The sequence below is a fragment of the Amycolatopsis sp. WGS_07 genome (assembly GCF_045278895.1).
Classification (GTDB): domain Bacteria; phylum Actinomycetota; class Actinomycetes; order Mycobacteriales; family Pseudonocardiaceae; genus Amycolatopsis.
In genome coordinates, this window is record NZ_CP136053.1 from 5,995,443 (window position 1) to 6,012,504 (window position 17,062).

Here is a 17,062-nt window from a genome sequence, read left to right on the forward strand (position 1 = left end):
TTCCTCGCCTTCCTAGAACAGGCCGTTGCCGTGCGGGAGTTCGGCGGGAACGGGGGCGATGACGTCCCAGTGCTCGACGATCTTGCCGTCGGCGACCCGGAACAGGTCCCAGTAGGCGACCGGGACGCCGAACTCGCCCTCGGACTGCACCAGGACGAACTCGCCCTCGGCCACGACCCGGTGGATCGTGCGGTAGACCAGGTTCTTGCCCTGCTCGGCCCAGGCGGCGGCGGCCGCGCCGAAGCCGTCCAGCCCGTCCGCGGCCTCCGGGTTGTGCTGCCGATAGGTCTCGGCGGAGATGTAGTCGGTCAGCGCCGAGTAGTCGGCGTCCTTGAGCACCTTCTGGGCGAACTCGGTCACCAGCTTCCGGTTGGCCTCGGTGTTGTGCGGGTCGCCCGGCGCGGTCGGGCCGTCGGTCTGCGATCGGCCGGACACCGTGTCGGCCACCACCGGGGTCAGTGCGTCCCAGTGCTCGGCCAGCCTGCCGTCCTCGACGCGGAACAGGTCGAAGGCGACCAGCGGCTGGGGGCCGAAGCCGTGGTAGGTGCCGTGCAGCGCGACCAGATCACCGTCGGCGATCACCCGTGCGGGCTCGTAGCGGAAACCCTCGGGCAGGCTGGCCACCAGCTCGCGCAGCGCCTCGGGACCGTCCGCCGCCAACGAGCTGTGCTGCCGGTAGCCGGCGGCGACCCAGCGGTCCACCGCGGCGGGGTCCTTCGCGCCGAACAGCTCGCCGGTGGCCCGCACAACCAGATCCTTGGTGTTCATCATGCCCTCGTTTCGTTGTTCGCGGGTGTGGCGTTGATGGACTCCAGGTTCGTCCGAACAGGACGGAACGGCGAGGTAAGATCAGGAACCGCTATGGTCAAAAGTGGACAACACGATGCTGCCGCGGCCGTTGCCGAGTTCAGCTTCGGCAACCCGGACCGCGCCTTGCTTGACGTCGAGGTCGTCGACCTCGGCCGCCTGACAGGCAGAATCTCCCCCGAAACGCGTACGGTCGTGCACCGCACCGACTTCCACCAGATCTTCCTTGTCACCAGGGGCCAGGCCACCACCATGGTCGATTTCGTGGATCACCCCTGCGCCCCGGGCACGCTGCTCCACGTCACGCCCGGACGCGTCCTGCGCCTGCCCCGCCCCAGGACCCCCGGCGGCGACCTGCAGGTGCGGATGGTGCTGTTCGCCCCCGCCTTCCTGCCCCGGCTGGAGCCGGCCCGCACCCTGCTGAGCCCGTTCGGCCCCGTCGTCCTGCGCCTGCCGGCCGGCCAGCGAGCCGGCATCACCCGCGCGATCGACGACCTGGCCGCCGAATACGCCCACGCCGTCGCCGACACCGACGAGATCGCCATCGAGATCCTGCGGCATCTGCTCAGCGCGCTGATCTTGCGCATCGCCCGGCTCCCTCAGCCAGACGGCCTCGCCCCCGCCGCGAACGACACCTTCATGCGCTTCCAGCACGAACTGGAACGCTCCTTCGCCACCACCCGCAACGCCAACGACTACGCCACCCGGCTCGGCTACACGCTCCGCACCCTCAACCGCGCCTGCCACGCCGCCACCGGCCGCACCGCCAAAACCCTGATCGAAGCCCGCGTCACCCTCGAAGCCAAACGCCTCCTGGCCCACACCGACCTGCCCGTCGCCGCCATCGGCCGACGCCTCGGCTTCACCGAACCCACCAACTTCGGCAAGTTCTTCCACCGCGAAACCGGCCACCCGCCCGGCGCCTTCCGCACCCGCGAACGCACCTGACCCACCGGCGGCGGCCGCACGTCCAGGTCTGTCCGGCGAGCCCGGGGCGAGGTGGAACAGACACCCCTGACACAGCACATCCCCGCCGCGGCTTGAGAAATACCCTCCGAGGCCGAGGGTTGCGCGGCGGGGAAGTGCCATGCCAGAGTCAGTGCAATGTCACATAACACCTGAGGGGACTCGATGCGCACCGTCGACCGACCTTGGCGCGGCATCCACGTCGCGACCGCCCTGCCGTTCAACGACGATCTCTCGGTGGACTACGACGGTTACGCCGAGCACGTCCGGTGGCTCGCCGAAAACGGCATGGACGGCGTGACCCCCAACGGTTCGCTGGGGGAGTACCAGACCCTCACGGACGAGGAGCGGGCGCGCGTCGTCGAGGTCGCGGTCGAGGCCGCACCGGACGGTTTCGGGATCATGCCCGGTGTCGCCGCGTATGGCTCGCGCGAGACCTGCCGCTGGATCGAGCAGGCGGCTCAAGCTGGTGCGCAGTCGGTGCTGCTGCTTCCGCCCAACGCTTACCGGGCCGACGCTGACGCCGTCGTCGAGCACTATCGCGCTGCCGCCGCGGTCGGTCTTCCGGTCGTGGCATACAACAATCCGTACGACACCAAGGTCGACTTGACCCCCGACCTGCTCGCGCGGCTCTTCGCCGAAGGATTGATCGTGGCGGTCAAGGAGTTCACCGGCGACGTCCGGCGCGCCTACGAGATTGCCGAGCTGGCTCCGGGGCTTGACGTGCTGATCGGCAGCGACGACGTGGTGCTCGAACTCGGCATCGCGGGGGCGGTCGGCTGGATCGCCGGGTATCCGAACGCGCTGCCGGTCGCGTCCAAGAAGCTCTACGACTTGGCGACGTCGGGGCAAGCGCAAGCGGCGCTTCCGCTGTACCGGGACCTGCATCCGTTGCTGCGCTGGGATTCCAAGACCGAGTTCGTGCAGGCGATCAAGGCGTCGATGGACCTGGCCGGACGCAAGGGCGGCGCGTGCCGTCCGCCCCGCCACGCCTTGACCGGCGCGGCCGCGGACCGGGTGCACGCCGCTACCAAGGCGGCTCTCGACAAGGGCTACTGCTGATTCCCGGAAGAGGAGGTGAGCACCGATGAGGACGACCCGGATCATCCACGCCGTCGATTCGCACACCGAAGGAATGCCGACCCGCGTCGTGACCGGCGGGGTCGGCGTGTTCCCCGGCGCGAGCATGGCCGAACGCCGCGTGTGGTTCCAGGAGAACGCCGACGACCTGCGCACCTTTCTCATGTGCGAGCCGCGCGGGCATTCCGCGATGAGCGGGAGCATCCTGCAGCCGCCGACGCGGCCGGACGCCGATTACGGCGTGCTCTTCATCGAGGTCTCCGGCCTGCTGCCGATGTGCGGGCACGGCACGATCGGGACCGCGACGGTCCTGGTGGAAACCGGGATGGTCCCCGTTGTCGAACCGGTGACCACCGTGCGGCTGGAAACGCCGGCCGGTCTGGTGGTCGCGGAGGTCGCGGTCAAGGACGGGAAAGCCACGTCGGTCACGATCCGCAACGTGCCGTCCTTTTCGCTGGCGCTGGACGCGAGCGTCGCGGTTCCCGGTTTCGGGGACGTGCGGTACGACCTCGCGTTCGGCGGGAATTTCTACGCGATTGTCGACCTCGACGACCTGGGCCTGCCCTTCGACCGGAAGGCCAAGAACGAACTGCTCGACGCCGGGCTGAAGATCATGGCCGCGATCAATGAGCACGCCATTCCCCAGCATCCCGAGCGTCCCGACATCTCCGGCTGCCATCACGTTTATCTCAAAGCGCCCGGCTCCGACGCGAAACATTCGCGGCACGCCATGGCCATTCATCCCGGATGGTTCGACCGTTCGCCCTGCGGCACCGGGACGAGCGCGCGGATGGCTCAGCTGCACGCACGCGGAGAACTGGGCCTCGACACGGATTTCGTCAACGAGTCGTATATCGGCACCACTTTCATCGGGAGATTGGTCGAAGAAACGAAGGTCGGCGGAATACCGGCTGTGGTCCCGACAATCACCGGACGCGCCTGGATCACCGGCACCGCGCAGTACATGCTCGACCCGACCGACCCGTTCCCCGCCGGGTTCGAGCTGTGACTACGCCGGACGTCCTGATCATCGGCGCCGGCGCACTCGGCACCGCGACGGCTTGGTTCGCCACCCGGGCGGGCCTTTCCGTCACAGTCGTTGAACAGGGACAGGTGGCCAGCGGCACGACCAGCAGGTGCGAAGGGAACCTGCTGGTGTCGACAAAGAAGCCGGGCCAGAACTCGATCTCGCGCTCTTGTCGCTGGCTGCCTGGCGTGAGGATCTCGGCGAACACGGCGCGCTCTGGGAGTTCGAGCAAAAGGGCGGGCTGGTGGTGTCGTCCACAGTGGAGTCTGCCGCCGCGCTGGCCCAGCTCGCGGAGCGGCAACGTCTCGCGGGTGTCGAAGTGCTCGACGTGGCTCCTGAAGCGATTCCCGAATACGAGCCGCATTTGACCCGTGATCTTTCCGGGGCGGCGTTTTATCCCCAGGACTGCCAGGTTCAGCCCATGCTGGCGGCGGCTCATCTGCTTCGGATGGCACGGGAGCGTGGCGCCGAAGTTCGCACCGGCACGCGGGTTGTCGGCTTTCTCCGGGACGGCGAACGGATTCTCGGCGTCAAAACCGATCGCGGAAATCTGTACGGCGGATGCGTGGTCAACGCCGCGGGAACCTGGGCAGGCGAAGTCGCCACGCTCGCGGGCGTGGACGTCCCTATTCTGCCGCGCCGAGGGTTCATTCTCGTGACGCAACCATTGCCGCCGACCGTGTTCCACAAGGTGTACGCGGGGGAGTACGTCGCGAGCACGCAAAGCTCCGACGAAGGGCTCCAAACGTCAACGGTCGTCGAGGGAACCCAAGCCGGAACGGTGCTCATCGGCTCCTCCCGCGAGCGGGTGGGCTTCGACCGTTCCGTTTCGCCCCAGGCACTCCGGGAGATCGCCGCGAAGGCGCTCGTGCTCTATCCGTCGCTGCGCCGGACCAAGGTGATGCGCAGCTACCTTGGCTTTCGCCCGTACTGTCCCGATCACCTTCCGGTCATCGGCCCGGACCCGCGGGCGCCCGGCCTGTGGCACGCGGCGGGCCACGAGGGCGCTGGCATCGGCCTGTCCGCCGGAACCGCGAAGATCCTCGTCCAATCGCTTCTCGGCGAGGCACCCGACATCGATCTTTCGCCCTTCGCACCCGAACGTTTCGCCGTGATGGAGGCTTCGTGACCAAGACTGTGACGCTGACCTTCGACGGCCGGCCGCTCACCGCGTCGGCAGGGCAGAGCGTCGGCGCGGCGCTCACCGACGCCGGGGCGCGTTCCTGGCGCACGACTCGTCACGCGGGCCGGCCGCGGGGTCTGTTCTGCGGGATCGGCGTCTGCTTCGACTGCCTGATCACCGTGGACGGCCTGCCGGACCAACGGGCCTGCCTGGTGCCCGTCCGGGACGGCATGGTGCTTCGGAGCGACTCCGATGAGTAGCTACGACGTGGTCGTGGTCGGCGGCGGTCCCAGCGGTCTCGCTGCCGCGGCGGCCGCGTCCGGGAACGGCCTGCGCGTGGCGCTCGTCGACGCCTCGGCCCAGGTCGGCGGTCAGTACTGGCGCAGGCCGAGTGACCAAGTACCCGGACAGCACGGCACGACCTTTGAGTCGCTGCGCCGACGCCTCGTGGACGTCGACCATTACCCGGAACACCAGGTCTGGCTCCTCGAACCCGCTCCCGGAGACCACCGCCTGCACCTGGCCCCGACCCACGAAAGCGTGCGCACCGCGGCCCCGCCCGTCCTCCGCGCGCGTTCCCTGATCCTGTGTCCAGGTGCCTACGACCGCCAGCTGCCGATCCCGGGCTGGGACCTCCCCGGGGTCATGGCGGCGGGCGGAGTCCAGGCCCTGGTGAAGGCGCACGGCAGCCTCCCCGGCCGGCGAGCCGTGGTCGCGGGCACCGGGCCGTTTCTGCTTCCGGTCGCCCGGCAACTCGCCGAAGCGGGCGCGGAGGTCGTTGCCGTCTGCGACGCGAACAGCCCCGTGGGCTGGATGCGGACGCCGCTCGGCGCACTGGCCGTTCCGTCCAAAGTGGGCGAAGCCGTGTCGTACGCTGCTTCCTTTGCGCGGCACCGCATTCCCTTCCGGGCACGCACGGTCGTGGCTGCCATCGAAGGCGACGAGAAGGTCGACTCGGTGCGGATTCGCAAGGTCGACCGTACTGGTCGCGGTGAGACGCTCGACGGGATCGACCTGGTCGCACTGGGGTGGGGCTTCACTCCGTCCCTTGAGCTGATCCTCGCCGCGGGGGCCGCTACCCGCGTCGATCTGGACGAGTCGCTGGTTGCCGTGGTCGACGCTTGGCAACGCACCGATGTCGCCGGTGTCTACGTCGCCGGTGAAGCGACCGGAGTCGGCGGGGCGCTTCTGGCGCTTGCGGAAGGCGAGATCGCGGGCATGGCCGCCGCCATGGACCACGGCCGCACCGTGGACCGCCGACGCGCCGGGCGTCTCCAACGCCAGGTGCGGCGGGGAGAGCCTTCGCGGCCGCCATGCATCGCGCGCACCCCTTGCCCGCAGGTTGGCGGGACTGGCTCGAACCGGACACCACGGTGTGCCGGTGCGAAGAGGTCACCGTCCAGGACATCCGCGACGCCTGCCAGTCCCTGGGGGCCGTCGACGCACGGACCGCGAAGCTCCTGGCGCGCCCGGGGATGGGCTGGTGCCAGGGCCGGGTGTGCGGATTCGCCTCGGCCAAACTCGCCCAAGGAAAACGCTTGGGCGTCAACGATCTCGCGCCGATGTCCCAGCGGTCGATCGCGACGCCGGTGTCGCTGGAACGCCTCGCGGCGGACGACCTCACTAGGATGAGCGTCCGGGAAGAAGAGGGGTGAGGCGATGAGCGCGAACATCCAGGAGTTCGAGAAGACGACACTCCGGGAGCGAGTCTCGCGCGCCCTCCGCGCGGCAGTCGTGGCAGGCGAACTCGAACCGGGCACGGTCTACTCCGCGCCGGAGCTGGCCAAGCGGTTCGGAGTGTCGGCGACCCCCGTCCGCGAAGCGATGCTCGACCTGGTCCGCGAGGGGCTGGTCGAGACAGTCCCGAACAAGGGCTACCGGGTCACGGAGATGGCCGAGAGCGAACTGGACCAGATCACCGAGCTTCGCCTGCTGATCGAACCGTCCCTGGTCGCCCGCGCGCACATCCCCGACGGCGACCTGCCCGAACTGCGCGCGATGGCCCAGGCCATCGTCGACGGCGCGGCCGAGGGCGACCTGATCGCGTACACCGAGGCGGACCGGGCCTTCCACCTCAGGCTGCTGGACTACGCCGGAAACGCCCGCGCGACCTCCCTGATCGCCGATCTGCGCGCGCATACCCGGCTGTACGGGCTCGCCGCCTTGTCCGAGCGCGGCGAACTCGAGGAGTCCGCCCGCGAACACCACGCGATCCTCGACGCGATTTCCGGCGGAAACCCCGGGCTGGTCGAGAAACTCATGCGCACCCACATCGGGCATGTACGCGAGTCGTGGGCCAGTGCCGAGCCGACCCAGCGGAAACGGAAGTCCTGATGGGCCAGGAGTACGCACTGACGTGCGAAGCGATCGACATCGTCCTCTCGGACGCACCGCAGAAGACGAAGCGCCTTCTGCTGGGCGATGTCCTGCGTCGCATCCTGAAGGCGGACGTCTTCGCCTCCTTCGTCTGCGATTCCTCCGGCCCCTACGCCGATCCGGTCCAGCTCGACCTCGGCGACGACGCGCTTCGCGCCTACCACCGGCATTTCCGGCACGTCGACGACCTGACCCCGAGGCTTTTCGCCCGGGGACGCGCTTCGCGGGTCACCCCGGCCGCCGGGTTCTCCGCTGAGTTCGTCCACGACTTCCTGCACCGCGGCGGCATGTACCACGGCATGAACTACTTCCCGGTCGACGCCGGCCCCGGTTCCGTGGACCTGCGGCTGTGGCGGGGACGCGGCGGCCGCGCGTTCACCGAGGCGGACGCGCGGGTCCTCGAGTCCTTCGGGAACCTGGTCGCCCGGACCTGGCCCCGGGAGGCTCCGTCCGGTCAGAAGCCGTTGTCCCGGCGCGAAACCCAGGTCGCGGAGCTGGTCGCGGACGGCTACAGCGACAAGCAGATCGCCGCGGCCCTCGGCATCGCGCCGCCGACGTTGCGGACCCACCTGAGCAACGCGTTTGCCAAGACCGGCGCGCCCAACCGCGCGGCCCTGGCGGCGTACCACCTCCGGCATCGTCAGAAATAACGATGGCGGAGGCCGCGCGGCATGCCGAGACTCCCGGATAAGCCTCATTCCGCTGCAAAGGAGCCCCGGATGCCGCTTACCCCCACGGCCGCCCACCCCGCTGTCCTGGACGCGGTCGCACGGCCGGAACCAGGAGACTGGACGCAAACCTGCACTGCCGACGAGATCGCGGCCCAGCTTCCGTTAGCGGGCGGGAAACCGTATCCGCTCGCGGTGAAGGCGAACATCGCGGTGCGCGGACTGCGCCGATCGGCGGGATGCGAGCTGCTGGACATCGCGCCGGAGGAGGCCGACGCCCCGGTCGTCACGTTGCTGCGCCGCTCGGGCGCGGTGGTCGTCGGCATGGCGAACATGCACGAACTCGCCTTCGGGATCACCTCGCAAAACGCCTCCTACGGTGCGGTGTGCCTGCCGGACCGTCCGGGCTACCTGGCAGGGGGCTCCTCGGGCGGCAGCGCCGCGGCCGTCGCGCGCGGCCATGCCGAGGTCGCTCTCGGCACGGACACCGGCGGCTCGATCTCGATCCCGGCCAGCCTGTGCGGGGTCGCGGGTTTCCGCCCCAGCACCGGACGCTGGCCGACCGCGGGCATCGTCGGCCTGTCGTGGACCCGCGACACCCCCGGAATCTTCGCGCGCTCAGTGCGGCGCCTAGCCGAGATCGACCAGACGATGCTCGGCGCGACCGCGGACCAGGACCCTCCGCGCCCGAGGATCGGCGTGCCCGCCGAACTGTTCCACGCGCTGCACCCCAGCACGCGAGCGGCGATCGAACCGGCCCTGGACGCGCTCGCGGACACCGTCGAACTGGTGCCGGTGCAACTCGGGGAAGTCTGGGAGCTGACCCGCGCGGCGGCCATGCCGATCGTCTGCTGGGAAGCCCGCCGGCTGCTCGGAGACGTCGCCGCCCGCGCTCTGGGCATGAACGCGGAGCAGGCGTTCGCCCGGCTGGTCGCGGACGTGCGCAGCCACGATGTCCGGCAGATCCTGCGGGCGGAGGCAGAGTCCCCGGTGTCGCCCGACGCGTACGCGATCGCCCAGCGGCAAACCGACCAAGCGAGAGCGTGCTACGCGGAACTGCTGCACAAGCACGCCCTCACCGCGCTCGCGTTCCCCACCACGCCCGCACCGGCCCCGCCCGTCGACTGCGACGGGACGGTGGAACATCTGGGCAATCGCGTGGACGCTTTCGAGCTGTACACCCAGAACACGACGCCAGGCGCGATGCTCGGAGCGCCCATGGTCACCTTCCCGCTGGCCGTTCCCGAGACCGGTTTTCCAGTCGGGTTGACCGTTCAGGGAGCCCGGTTCGATGACCGGCGGACGTTGCGCCTTGCCGAACGGATGGCGGACTGCACTGGCGAGGCTGGGGCCGCTTCTCGGTGAACATGCCGGGCTTCAGGGAACCTCGGCTGTCCCGGCCTGGTGCCGGTCCCGTATGCACGGTGCGGCCGTTTCCGCCCAGGCGTCATCCGGTCCGCAGGGCGCACACCACAGGAAAGATCCTCGTGGCGACGATGCTGTTTCGCTCGCGATGGCTTTCGCCCAGGGCGCGGCCGCCGCCGTGTCTGGCGCCAGGACCGCTGACGCGAGGGCGCCGGTCACCACTACTGCGAGTCCGGCCTTCGTGCATCGATCGACGTGAACCATGGAACCCTCATTTCGGACCGGGCCGCGCGAGCGGAAACGCACGCGGTGCGTCTCGACAACGGCCGACTGGCTTCGGACAATGACCGGTGGCGGTTCGTGCTCGGCTTGGGCCCGGTCATGCTGGCCACCGTGGCCGCCGGTGCGTGCGAGGTTCCTGCGATCTTCTTGAAACGCCTGGTCGGACCTGCTGCGCACGCCTGAGGGGAGGGGCGGCGACATGCGGTGCGAGTTCGTTCTGCTCGGTGCGGTCGAGGTGCGGCTCGACGGGTGCTCGGTCGACGTCGGCGGGGCCCGGCAGCAATGCGTGCTGGCCGCACTGCTCCTGGACCTCGGGACTGTCGTGCAGACGGATCGGCTGATCCCGCGGGTCTGGGGCGAGTCGCCTCCGCTTCGCGCTCGCGCGACGCTGCACACCTACGTTTCCCGCCTTCGCCGGGCGCTGGCCGCGGCCGAGGGCGTGCTGTTCCAGGGCCAGACAGGCGGGTATCGGCTCAGCGCCGACCCCGAGACCGTCGATGTGCATCGGTTCCATCGCCTGCTCGCGCAGGCGCGGTCCGCGGCCGACGACGTTGACTCAGCGGAGCGATTCGAGGAGGCGCTCGCGCTGTGGCAAGGCGAGCCGTTCGCGCGCCTCGAGAGTCCGTGGCTCGACTCGGTGCGGGATTCGCTTGGGCAGGAACGGTATTCCGCCGAACTTGACCTGGCTGACCGCGGTTTGCGTTGCGGGCGGCATGCCGAGCTGCTGCCGGCGCTGCGGGATCGGGCGCGGGCGCATCCGTTCGACGAACGCGCTGCGGCACAGGCGATGCTGGCGTTGTACCGAAGCGGCAGGCAAGCGGAAGCATTGGCGGAGTACCAGCGCGTCCGGCTGCGGCTGACCGCCGATTTGGGCGTCGACCCCGGTTCGTCCCTGCAACTGCTGCACCAGCAGATCCTGTCCGCGGCACCGGACATCGACCCGCCTGAGCCGGTGTCCGCGCCGGTGACGCCCCGCCAGCTGCCCGCGGCCCCGGCAGCCTTCGCCGGCCGTGCCCGCGAACTCGCGACTCTGGGGGAGCGGCGCGAGCCGGCGGCGTGGGCGTTGTCCGGCGGCGGCGGTGTCGGGAAGACCTGGCTGGCGTTGCGCTGGGCGCACGAGCATCTCGCCGAGTTCCCGGACGGTCAGCTTTTCGTGAACCTGCGCGGTTTCGACCCGGTCGAGGAACCCGTGCCCGCAGTTTCGGCCCTGGGCGGGTTCCTGACCGCGCTCGGGGTGGCGTCCGCGTCGATCCCGCCGGACGCCGACGCCCGGGCGGGGTTGTACCGGAGCCTGATCGCCGACCGGCGGATGCTCATCGTCCTCGACAACGCCCGCGACACGGCACAGGTCGCGCCGTTGCTCCCCGGCGGGCGTGGCACGACCGTCTTGATCACCAGCCGCCGCAGGCTGGACGCGCTGCTGGCCGCGCACAATGTCCGGCCGTTGCCGGTGGGCGCGGTCGAGGAACGCGATTCCCGCGCGATCCTCCTCCGCCGGCTGGGTGCCGATCGCGTGGACGCCGAGCCGGGCGCCGCCGAGGAACTGGTGCGGCACTGCTCCGGCCTGCCGCTGGCGTTGGGAATCGTCGCCAGCCAGGCCGCGACCCATCCCGATTTCCCGCTCGCCAGCTTCGCCGCGGAACTGCGCGCCGCCGACGAGCGGCTCGACACGCTCGGCACCGGTGAACTGCCGTGGAGCCTCCGCACGGCGCTGTCGGCCTCCTACCGCGTGCTCAGCGACCAGGCCGCGGCTGTGTTCCGGGCACTCGGCCTCGCTCCGGGGCCCGACATCGCGCTTCCCGCCGCCGCCGCGCTCGCCGCACTGCCTCGCCCGGCCGCACGAACGATCCTCGCCGAACTCGAGACGGCAAGCCTGGTCGATCAGCCTCGCCCCGGCCGTTACCGCATGCACGACCTCACTCGCCTTTACGCCGCCGAACTCGCACATGCCGACAGCGCCGAGGCACTGACCCGCTTGCTCGGCCACTACTGCCACGTGGCGGCGGTCGCAGCGGACCTGCTCGCCCCGGGCGAGCGGTACCGGCGTCCGCCGATCCCCCTCCTTCGGGACCCACAGTCGCGCTGCCCGACGCCCACGCTGCCCTCGCCTGGCTCGACGCCGAACGCGACAACCTCGTCGCAGCCGCACGAGCCGCCGCCCAGCGCATGCCGAGAATGGCGATGCACCTTTCCTTCACGCTGTACCGATACTTCGACAACGGCGGCCACTTCCAGGACGCACTGACCCTGTACACCGCCATCCGGGACGCCGCCGATCCGGACTCTGTCGACCGGTCTTACGCACTCTGCGCGCGCACGCACACCCTCGTCCGGCTCGGCCGCTACGACGAAGCGATCCACGACGCCGACGAAGCTCTCCGGAATTCGCCTGAGGACTTCCTCGTGAAGTACAGCGGCTGCACCGATCTCGGCATCATCCACGAGTACCGGGGCGAGCACGACCAGGCGGTCGCCTGTTACCTGGACGCGATCGCGGCCAGCCAGGCCGCCGGCCATCGAGTCAATCTCGGGAACGCCCTCAACAACCTGGGCGACCTCTACCGCGAACTCGGCCGCTATGCAGAAGCGGACGACCATTTGCGGCGCAGCCTCGCCATCGCCGAGGAAGCTGGCGCGACCGGCCTCGCCGCCACCGCATTGACCGGCCTCGGCGAACTGGAACAGGCACAAGGGCACCACCACGACGCGCGCACCTATTATGCCCGTGCCCTCGATCTGGTCCGCACCTGGGGAAACCGCAGCGTGGAAGCCGAACTGCTCAACTGCCTGGCCGCCGCCGCACCCGACCGCCGCGAAAGCCTCGCACAGCACCAGGAAGCTCTCCGGCTGGCTCGCGACACCCATTCCGCCCTCGAACAAGCACGCGCCCACGACGCCCTCGCCCGCCTCCACCACGGCCTCGGCGAACTCGTCCTCAGCCGCCGCCACGCAACCTGCGCGCTGCGCCTCTACACCGCGCTGAAAAGCCCGCACGCAGACGCTGTCGAGGAATTCATCGCGAGCGCACTGGACCACACGGTCAGGATTGGTGGTGCACCAGCGTCGCGCCGGTCCGGAGGTCCTTGAGGGACGCGGTGATCGACCGGTCGCGGATCACGCACTGATAGCCGGGATCGTGCTGAATTCTCACCTGGACGGGGAACTTGGCGATTCCGGCGACGACGCCGTCGCTGATCGGGTATTCCGTCGTGACCAAGCCGGTCGCGGACGCGCGGAGGTCGAGACTCGACTCGCCGTTCGTGCAGAAAGCCTTCACTTCGGCGGACAATTTCGTGGAAATCGTTGTCGTGCCCCGCACCGCCACGTCGACTTCGCGGAACGAGACGGTCGCGACGACGCCGTCCCAGCCGATCGTGGTGGCCTCCGGCACGAAGTGCGCCTCGGCCGCCGACGCGGCGTCGGTGCCGGCGGCCAGGAGCGCCGCGGTGATCGTGGCGGTCGCGGCGATTCTCGCCGGATTCCGCCAGGCCGGCCTGGCCGGCCGACGAATGGTGAGCAGCGCACGAGCTTTCTGGAACGGCATATCGGCTCCTTGTCCGGTATCCGAGCGAAGAGAACGCGACTGACCGGCGACGCGCGCGCCGCCGGTCAGTCGTCAGAGCTAGGAGATCGGGTCGAAATGGATGGGGATGTCATGGTCTTTGTCGTCCTTGGCGCCGCCGGACGAGCTGTTGACGACGGTGAAGTCCTTGGTCGTCCCGTCGAGTTGCAGCCGCAGCGTCTCGAAACCGATGCGCAGGGAGGACACGCCCTGCATATCCGCGGCCTTGATCGTGAAATGCGCGCTGACGTGGAAGTGGTGCTGCTCCTGGTTGAGGTAGGTGTTCTTCAGCACGCTCCGGTTGCTGTCGTGCGAGAAGCGGAAGCCCCAGACCTTCCAGCTGTCCGACGACGGAAGGTTGTAGACCTGCCACAGGGCCTTGTAGTTGTAGGTCCAGAGATCGCCCTCGATCGTTCCGTCGAGATCGACGCCGTGCGACTGGAGCACGAAGGTCTGGAAACTGCTGAACCCGTGGAACGCGGTGATTTCGCCGGCCGGGGCGGCCGGTCTCGCCCGGCCGACCGGAACGACGAGGTCGAATCGGCCGTGGGTCACCTTGATCCCCGACGAGGGCGACGAGCCGGGCGGGGCCGCGGAAGCCGCCGCCGCTCCCGTCGTCAAGGCCAGGACGCTGACCGCGATCGCGGCCGCCGTTCGGGTGCATGCCTTCCAGGCACGGTTGTTCATTTCGTCCTCTTTCCTGTCGGGGAGACCGCCGATTCGTTAAGCGCGGCGAATAGCAGCCAATGCCCCGCGACGCCGTCGACCCGGTTACAGTATTTTCGCGGGGTTGCTGTCCATGTCCGGCTTGCCGGAATTGTTCACGCCGGCCGGGTTTGTTTCTCCGGTGAAACGCATCTGTCGGGGTGCGGTGTCCGGGAAAAGTCTGGGCCGCCGCGCCTTGGCAGCGGTTTGGCGGCGCTTAAACCGCTTGGTCGGGCGAAGACGTCCCGGTGCGAGGGCTCGGCGCGGGGGAGTGGTGATGGAGATCCAGTTCCGGCTGCTCGGCGAGATCGAGGTGCGCGTCGGCGGGCAGCCGATCGATGTCGGCCATGACCGCCAGCGGTGCGTGCTGGCGGTGCTGCTGGCGGAAGCGGGCCGCCCGGTGCCGGTCGGCCAGGTGGTGGACCGGGTGTGGGGCGGGCATCGCCTTCCCGGCCGTCCGCTCAAGACGGTGCAGACCTATGTGTCGCTGCTGCGGCGCGCGTTGGCTCCCGCGGCGGTCTCCATCACTCATCAGCCGGCCGGTTACCGGATCGGCGTCGACGAGCAAACGGTTGACCTGAACCGGTTCCGGAACCTGATCGACCAGGCGCACGCTGCCGAGGACGAGAAATCCGCGGCGCTGCTGGAGCAGGCTCTCGCGCTCTGGCGAGGCGTGCCGTTCGCCGCCCTCGACACCCCGTGGATCAACGCGACCCGGGCCGTGCTGGCCAAACAGCGGCACGCCGCCCAGCTCGACCTGACAGACCTCCGCCTGCGCCGCGGCCAGCACGCCGCGCTGGTGCCCGAACTCGCCGCCCGGGCCGCCGAACATCCCTGGGACGAACGCGTCGCGGGGCAGTTGATGCTCGCCCTCTACCGCAGCGGCTGCCAGAACGAGGCGTTGCTGCACTACCGGCGGATCCGCCGGCGGCTGGCCGGCGAGCTGGGAATCGACCCCGGCCCGGCGTTGCGGGAACTGCAGCGGCGGATCCTGGCCGCCGATCCGGCACTGGCCGCGCCGGCGACCGCCGCGACGTCCCGGTCGGTGCGGGTCGTCGTGCCGCGCCAGCTGCCCGCCCCGCCGCGGTTGTTCACCGGGCGGGCCGAGGCGCTCGCCCGCCTCGACACCACACTGCGGAGACAGGGCGAACCGCTGCGCACGATCGTGATCTCGGGGATGGGCGGCATGGGCAAGACCTGGCTCGCGCTGCACTGGGCACACCAGCACCTGGACCACTTCCCGGACGGGCAGCTGTACGTGGATTTGCGGGGCTTCAGCCCGGCGCAAGGCCCGGTCCCGACCGAGACGGCAGTACGCGGGTTCCTCGCCGCCCTCGGCGTCAGCCCGGCCGCGATCCCGCCGGAACCGGAGGCCCAAGCCGGGCTGTACCGCAGTCTGGTGGCAGGCAAACGGATGCTCGTCGTGCTGGACAACGCCGCGGACAGCGCCCACGTCCTCGACCTGTTGCCCGGCACCGGCGGCTGCGTGACGCTGGTCATCAGCCGACGGCGGCTCACCGGCCTGATGACCACGCACCGGGCCGATCCGCTGGACCTCGACGCCCTTCCCGACGGAGAGGCCGCGGAACTGCTGGCCGCTCTCGTCGGCCGGGACCGGACCGCGGCCGAGCCGGAAGCCCTGCTCGAACTCATCGCCTGCTGTGCCGGGCTGCCGTTGGCGCTGGGCGTCGTGGCGGTCCGTGCCGCCGCCCACCCTCGATTCCCGCTCGCCGCGCTGGCCGACGAGCTGCGGGAAGCCTCGACCCGGCTCGACGCGCTGGATTCCGGAGAGCTGACCACGCGCGTACGCACGGTGCTGTCCTGGTCGGATCGCACTCTTGATCCCGCGACAGCCGCCGTGTTCGCCCTGACCGGGCTGGCCCCCGGCCCCGAAATCGGCCTGCCCGCGGCCGCCAACCTCACCGGTCTGGCGACCGATCGGGTCCGCGCGGTGTTCCGGGAACTGGAGAACGCGTACCTGGTGCAGCAGTGCGCGCCCGGCCGATACCGGATGCACGACCTGATCCGCCTCTACGCCGGCGAGCAAGCCCGCCGCCAGCCGGAAGCCGGGCGCTCAGCCGCCTTGCGGCGGCTGGTCGACTACTACCTGCACACCGCGCACATCGCCGACAATCTGCTGGAGCCAAGCCAAACCGTCGAACTCGACCCTCCTGGCGACGGATGCCGTCCCTGCCGGCTGCCCGACATTCCAGCAGCCCTCGCCTGGTTCGACAAAGAGCACCCCTCGCTCGTCGCCGCGCAGCGCCTCGCCGCGGACAACGACTGGCACGCTCCGGCGTGGCAGCTGGCGTGGGTGCTGGACAACTTCCTCCTCGCCCGCGGCCGCCTGCACGATCACGTGCACACCTGGCGGATCGGACTCGCCGCCGCTCAACGGCTGAAGGATCCAGCCGCCCAGGCGCTGGCCCGGCAACGTCTCGGACTCGCCTGCTCGCGGGCGGGCTTGCACGCCGAGGCACTCACCCATCTGCGGTGCGCCCTCTCCATCGCCAGGCGGACCCGGGACCGGCGCGACCTGGCGCACACCCATCGATTCCTGGCCAAGGCCTGGGGCGAGATCGGCGACAACCACCAGGCATTGAGCCATTCCACGATCGCGTTGCGGCTGTTCCGCCTTTCCGGCAGCCCCGTCTGGGAAGCCATCGGACTCAACCAAGCCGGATGGTTCCACGCCCGCTGCGACGAACCAGACCGCGCCCGAGCCTACTGCGAACGCGCGAATCTGCTCTTCACCCAGCATCGCGATCGCGAAGGGCAGATGGTCACGCTGCACAGCCTCGGCTACATAGCCCACCGCGACGGCCGCGACGCCCAAGCGATCGACCACTACCAGCAAGCCATCGCCCTCTGCCGCGACATCGGCCGCACTTACACCGAAGCCGACATCCTCGAACACCTCGGCCACGCGTATGCCGCACTCGGCAGGCACGGCGATGCTCACCGGATCTGGGACCAAGCCCTTGACCTGTACCGAACCCAGCACCGGGTCGCCCCGGCGCACCGGCTCGAGAAGCACCTGGCCGCGTGCACCGGCAACATCCGGAGCGACCCCGGCAGGCGCGAGTAGGGCTTCGAGGAAC

General features: G+C 69.9%; 15 protein-coding genes and 1 pseudogene. 13 read left to right on the forward strand and 3 right to left on the reverse strand.

Annotated features, from left to right (window positions below; genetic code table 11):
* Nucleotides 1-12: 12 nt before the first annotated feature.
* Nucleotides 13-768: a nuclear transport factor 2 family protein gene (locus RPX00_RS28435; RefSeq protein WP_406629949.1), complete on the reverse strand. Its 756-nt coding sequence runs from the start codon at nucleotides 766-768 to the stop codon at nucleotides 13-15.
* Nucleotides 769-804: 36 nt separating this feature from the next.
* Here RPX00_RS28435 and RPX00_RS28440 point away from each other — a divergent pair, with 36 nt between their 5' ends.
* From RPX00_RS28440 to RPX00_RS28495, 12 genes and pseudogenes are all read left to right on the forward strand, one after another.
* Entirely contained in the window at nucleotides 805-1,755 is a 951-nt protein-coding gene (locus RPX00_RS28440) for an AraC family transcriptional regulator (RefSeq protein ID WP_406629950.1), read from the forward strand.
* A gap of 183 nt (nucleotides 1,756-1,938) precedes the next feature.
* On the forward strand, nucleotides 1,939-2,835 hold the full coding sequence (locus RPX00_RS28445; protein WP_406629951.1) for a dihydrodipicolinate synthase family protein: 897 nt from the start codon (nucleotides 1,939-1,941) through the stop codon (nucleotides 2,833-2,835).
* A gap of 25 nt (nucleotides 2,836-2,860) precedes the next feature.
* Nucleotides 2,861-3,862 carry a proline racemase family protein gene (locus tag RPX00_RS28450; protein WP_406629952.1) on the forward strand — a complete coding sequence of 334 codons (1,002 nt, stop codon included), beginning with the start codon at nucleotides 2,861-2,863 and terminating at the stop codon, nucleotides 3,860-3,862.
* Nucleotides 3,859-3,969, forward strand: a pseudogene (locus RPX00_RS28455) (FAD-dependent oxidoreductase); the annotation flags it as partial. The gene RPX00_RS28450 and the pseudogene RPX00_RS28455, both read left to right, overlap by 4 nt.
* Nucleotides 3,970-3,989: 20 nt before the next feature.
* A complete protein-coding gene (locus RPX00_RS28460) occupies nucleotides 3,990-5,009 on the forward strand; it encodes an NAD(P)/FAD-dependent oxidoreductase (protein ID WP_406629953.1) in 1,020 nt (339 codons plus the stop codon).
* The gene (locus RPX00_RS28465) at nucleotides 5,006-5,263 is read left to right on the forward strand and encodes a (2Fe-2S)-binding protein (protein ID WP_406629954.1); all 258 of its coding nucleotides are present in this window, start codon (nucleotides 5,006-5,008) and stop codon (nucleotides 5,261-5,263) included. Before RPX00_RS28460 ends, RPX00_RS28465 begins: the two co-directional genes overlap by 4 nt.
* The gene (locus tag RPX00_RS28470; RefSeq protein ID WP_406629955.1) at nucleotides 5,256-6,635 is read left to right on the forward strand and encodes an FAD/NAD(P)-binding oxidoreductase; all 1,380 of its coding nucleotides are present in this window, start codon (nucleotides 5,256-5,258) and stop codon (nucleotides 6,633-6,635) included. The genes RPX00_RS28465 and RPX00_RS28470 overlap by 8 nt, the downstream gene beginning before the upstream one ends.
* A gap of 27 nt (nucleotides 6,636-6,662) precedes the next feature.
* Nucleotides 6,663-7,337: a GntR family transcriptional regulator gene (locus tag RPX00_RS28475; protein ID WP_406629956.1), complete on the forward strand. Its 675-nt coding sequence runs from the start codon at nucleotides 6,663-6,665 to the stop codon at nucleotides 7,335-7,337.
* Nucleotides 7,337-8,029: a LuxR C-terminal-related transcriptional regulator gene (locus RPX00_RS28480; protein ID WP_406629957.1), complete on the forward strand. Its 693-nt coding sequence runs from the start codon at nucleotides 7,337-7,339 to the stop codon at nucleotides 8,027-8,029. Before RPX00_RS28475 ends, RPX00_RS28480 begins: the two co-directional genes overlap by 1 nt.
* 69 nt (nucleotides 8,030-8,098) lie before the next feature.
* Nucleotides 8,099-9,412: an amidase family protein gene (locus RPX00_RS28485; RefSeq protein WP_406629958.1), complete on the forward strand. Its 1,314-nt coding sequence runs from the start codon at nucleotides 8,099-8,101 to the stop codon at nucleotides 9,410-9,412.
* 481 nt (nucleotides 9,413-9,893) lie between these two features.
* Nucleotides 9,894-11,939, forward strand: coding sequence for a BTAD domain-containing putative transcriptional regulator (locus RPX00_RS28490; protein WP_406629959.1), 2,046 nt, complete (start codon nucleotides 9,894-9,896; stop codon nucleotides 11,937-11,939).
* Entirely contained in the window at nucleotides 11,876-12,781 is a 906-nt protein-coding gene (locus RPX00_RS28495) for a tetratricopeptide repeat protein (protein ID WP_406629960.1), read from the forward strand. The genes RPX00_RS28490 and RPX00_RS28495 overlap by 64 nt, the downstream gene beginning before the upstream one ends.
* Here RPX00_RS28495 and RPX00_RS28500 read toward each other — a convergent pair.
* On the reverse strand, nucleotides 12,735-13,238 hold the full coding sequence (locus RPX00_RS28500; protein WP_406629961.1) for a hypothetical protein: 504 nt from the start codon (nucleotides 13,236-13,238) through the stop codon (nucleotides 12,735-12,737). The genes RPX00_RS28495 and RPX00_RS28500 overlap by 47 nt on opposite strands.
* Nucleotides 13,239-13,316: 78 nt before the next feature.
* Nucleotides 13,317-13,943 carry a hypothetical protein gene (locus RPX00_RS28505; RefSeq protein WP_406629962.1) on the reverse strand — a complete coding sequence of 209 codons (627 nt, stop codon included), beginning with the start codon at nucleotides 13,941-13,943 and terminating at the stop codon, nucleotides 13,317-13,319.
* Nucleotides 13,944-14,238: 295 nt separating this feature from the next.
* Between RPX00_RS28505 and RPX00_RS28510 the strand changes: the two genes are divergently transcribed.
* Nucleotides 14,239-17,049, forward strand: coding sequence for an AfsR/SARP family transcriptional regulator (locus RPX00_RS28510; RefSeq protein WP_406629963.1), 2,811 nt, complete (start codon nucleotides 14,239-14,241; stop codon nucleotides 17,047-17,049).
* Nucleotides 17,050-17,062: the final 13 nt, after the last annotated feature.

Excerpts from the sequence above, each read along its gene's own strand:
- RPX00_RS28500 (WP_406629961.1), bottom strand. The coding sequence starts at position 13,238 with ATGCCGTTCCAGAAAGCTCGTGCGCTGCTCACCATTCGTCGGCCGGCC.
- RPX00_RS28450 (WP_406629952.1), top strand. The coding sequence starts at position 2,861 with ATGAGGACGACCCGGATCATCCACGCCGTCGATTCGCACACCGAAGGA.
- RPX00_RS28480 (WP_406629957.1), top strand. The coding sequence starts at position 7,337 with ATGGGCCAGGAGTACGCACTGACGTGCGAAGCGATCGACATCGTCCTC.
- RPX00_RS28440 (WP_406629950.1), top strand. The coding sequence starts at position 805 with ATGGACTCCAGGTTCGTCCGAACAGGACGGAACGGCGAGGTAAGATCA.
- RPX00_RS28490 (WP_406629959.1), top strand. The coding sequence starts at position 9,894 with ATGCGGTGCGAGTTCGTTCTGCTCGGTGCGGTCGAGGTGCGGCTCGAC.
- RPX00_RS28445 (WP_406629951.1), top strand. The coding sequence starts at position 1,939 with ATGCGCACCGTCGACCGACCTTGGCGCGGCATCCACGTCGCGACCGCC.
- RPX00_RS28495 (WP_406629960.1), top strand. The coding sequence starts at position 11,876 with ATGCACCTTTCCTTCACGCTGTACCGATACTTCGACAACGGCGGCCAC.
- RPX00_RS28435 (WP_406629949.1), bottom strand. The coding sequence starts at position 768 with ATGAACACCAAGGATCTGGTTGTGCGGGCCACCGGCGAGCTGTTCGGC.
- RPX00_RS28510 (WP_406629963.1), top strand. The coding sequence starts at position 14,239 with ATGGAGATCCAGTTCCGGCTGCTCGGCGAGATCGAGGTGCGCGTCGGC.
- RPX00_RS28470 (WP_406629955.1), top strand. The coding sequence starts at position 5,256 with ATGAGTAGCTACGACGTGGTCGTGGTCGGCGGCGGTCCCAGCGGTCTC.
- RPX00_RS28485 (WP_406629958.1), top strand. The coding sequence starts at position 8,099 with ATGCCGCTTACCCCCACGGCCGCCCACCCCGCTGTCCTGGACGCGGTC.
- RPX00_RS28505 (WP_406629962.1), bottom strand. The coding sequence starts at position 13,943 with ATGAACAACCGTGCCTGGAAGGCATGCACCCGAACGGCGGCCGCGATC.
- RPX00_RS28475 (WP_406629956.1), top strand. The coding sequence starts at position 6,663 with ATGAGCGCGAACATCCAGGAGTTCGAGAAGACGACACTCCGGGAGCGA.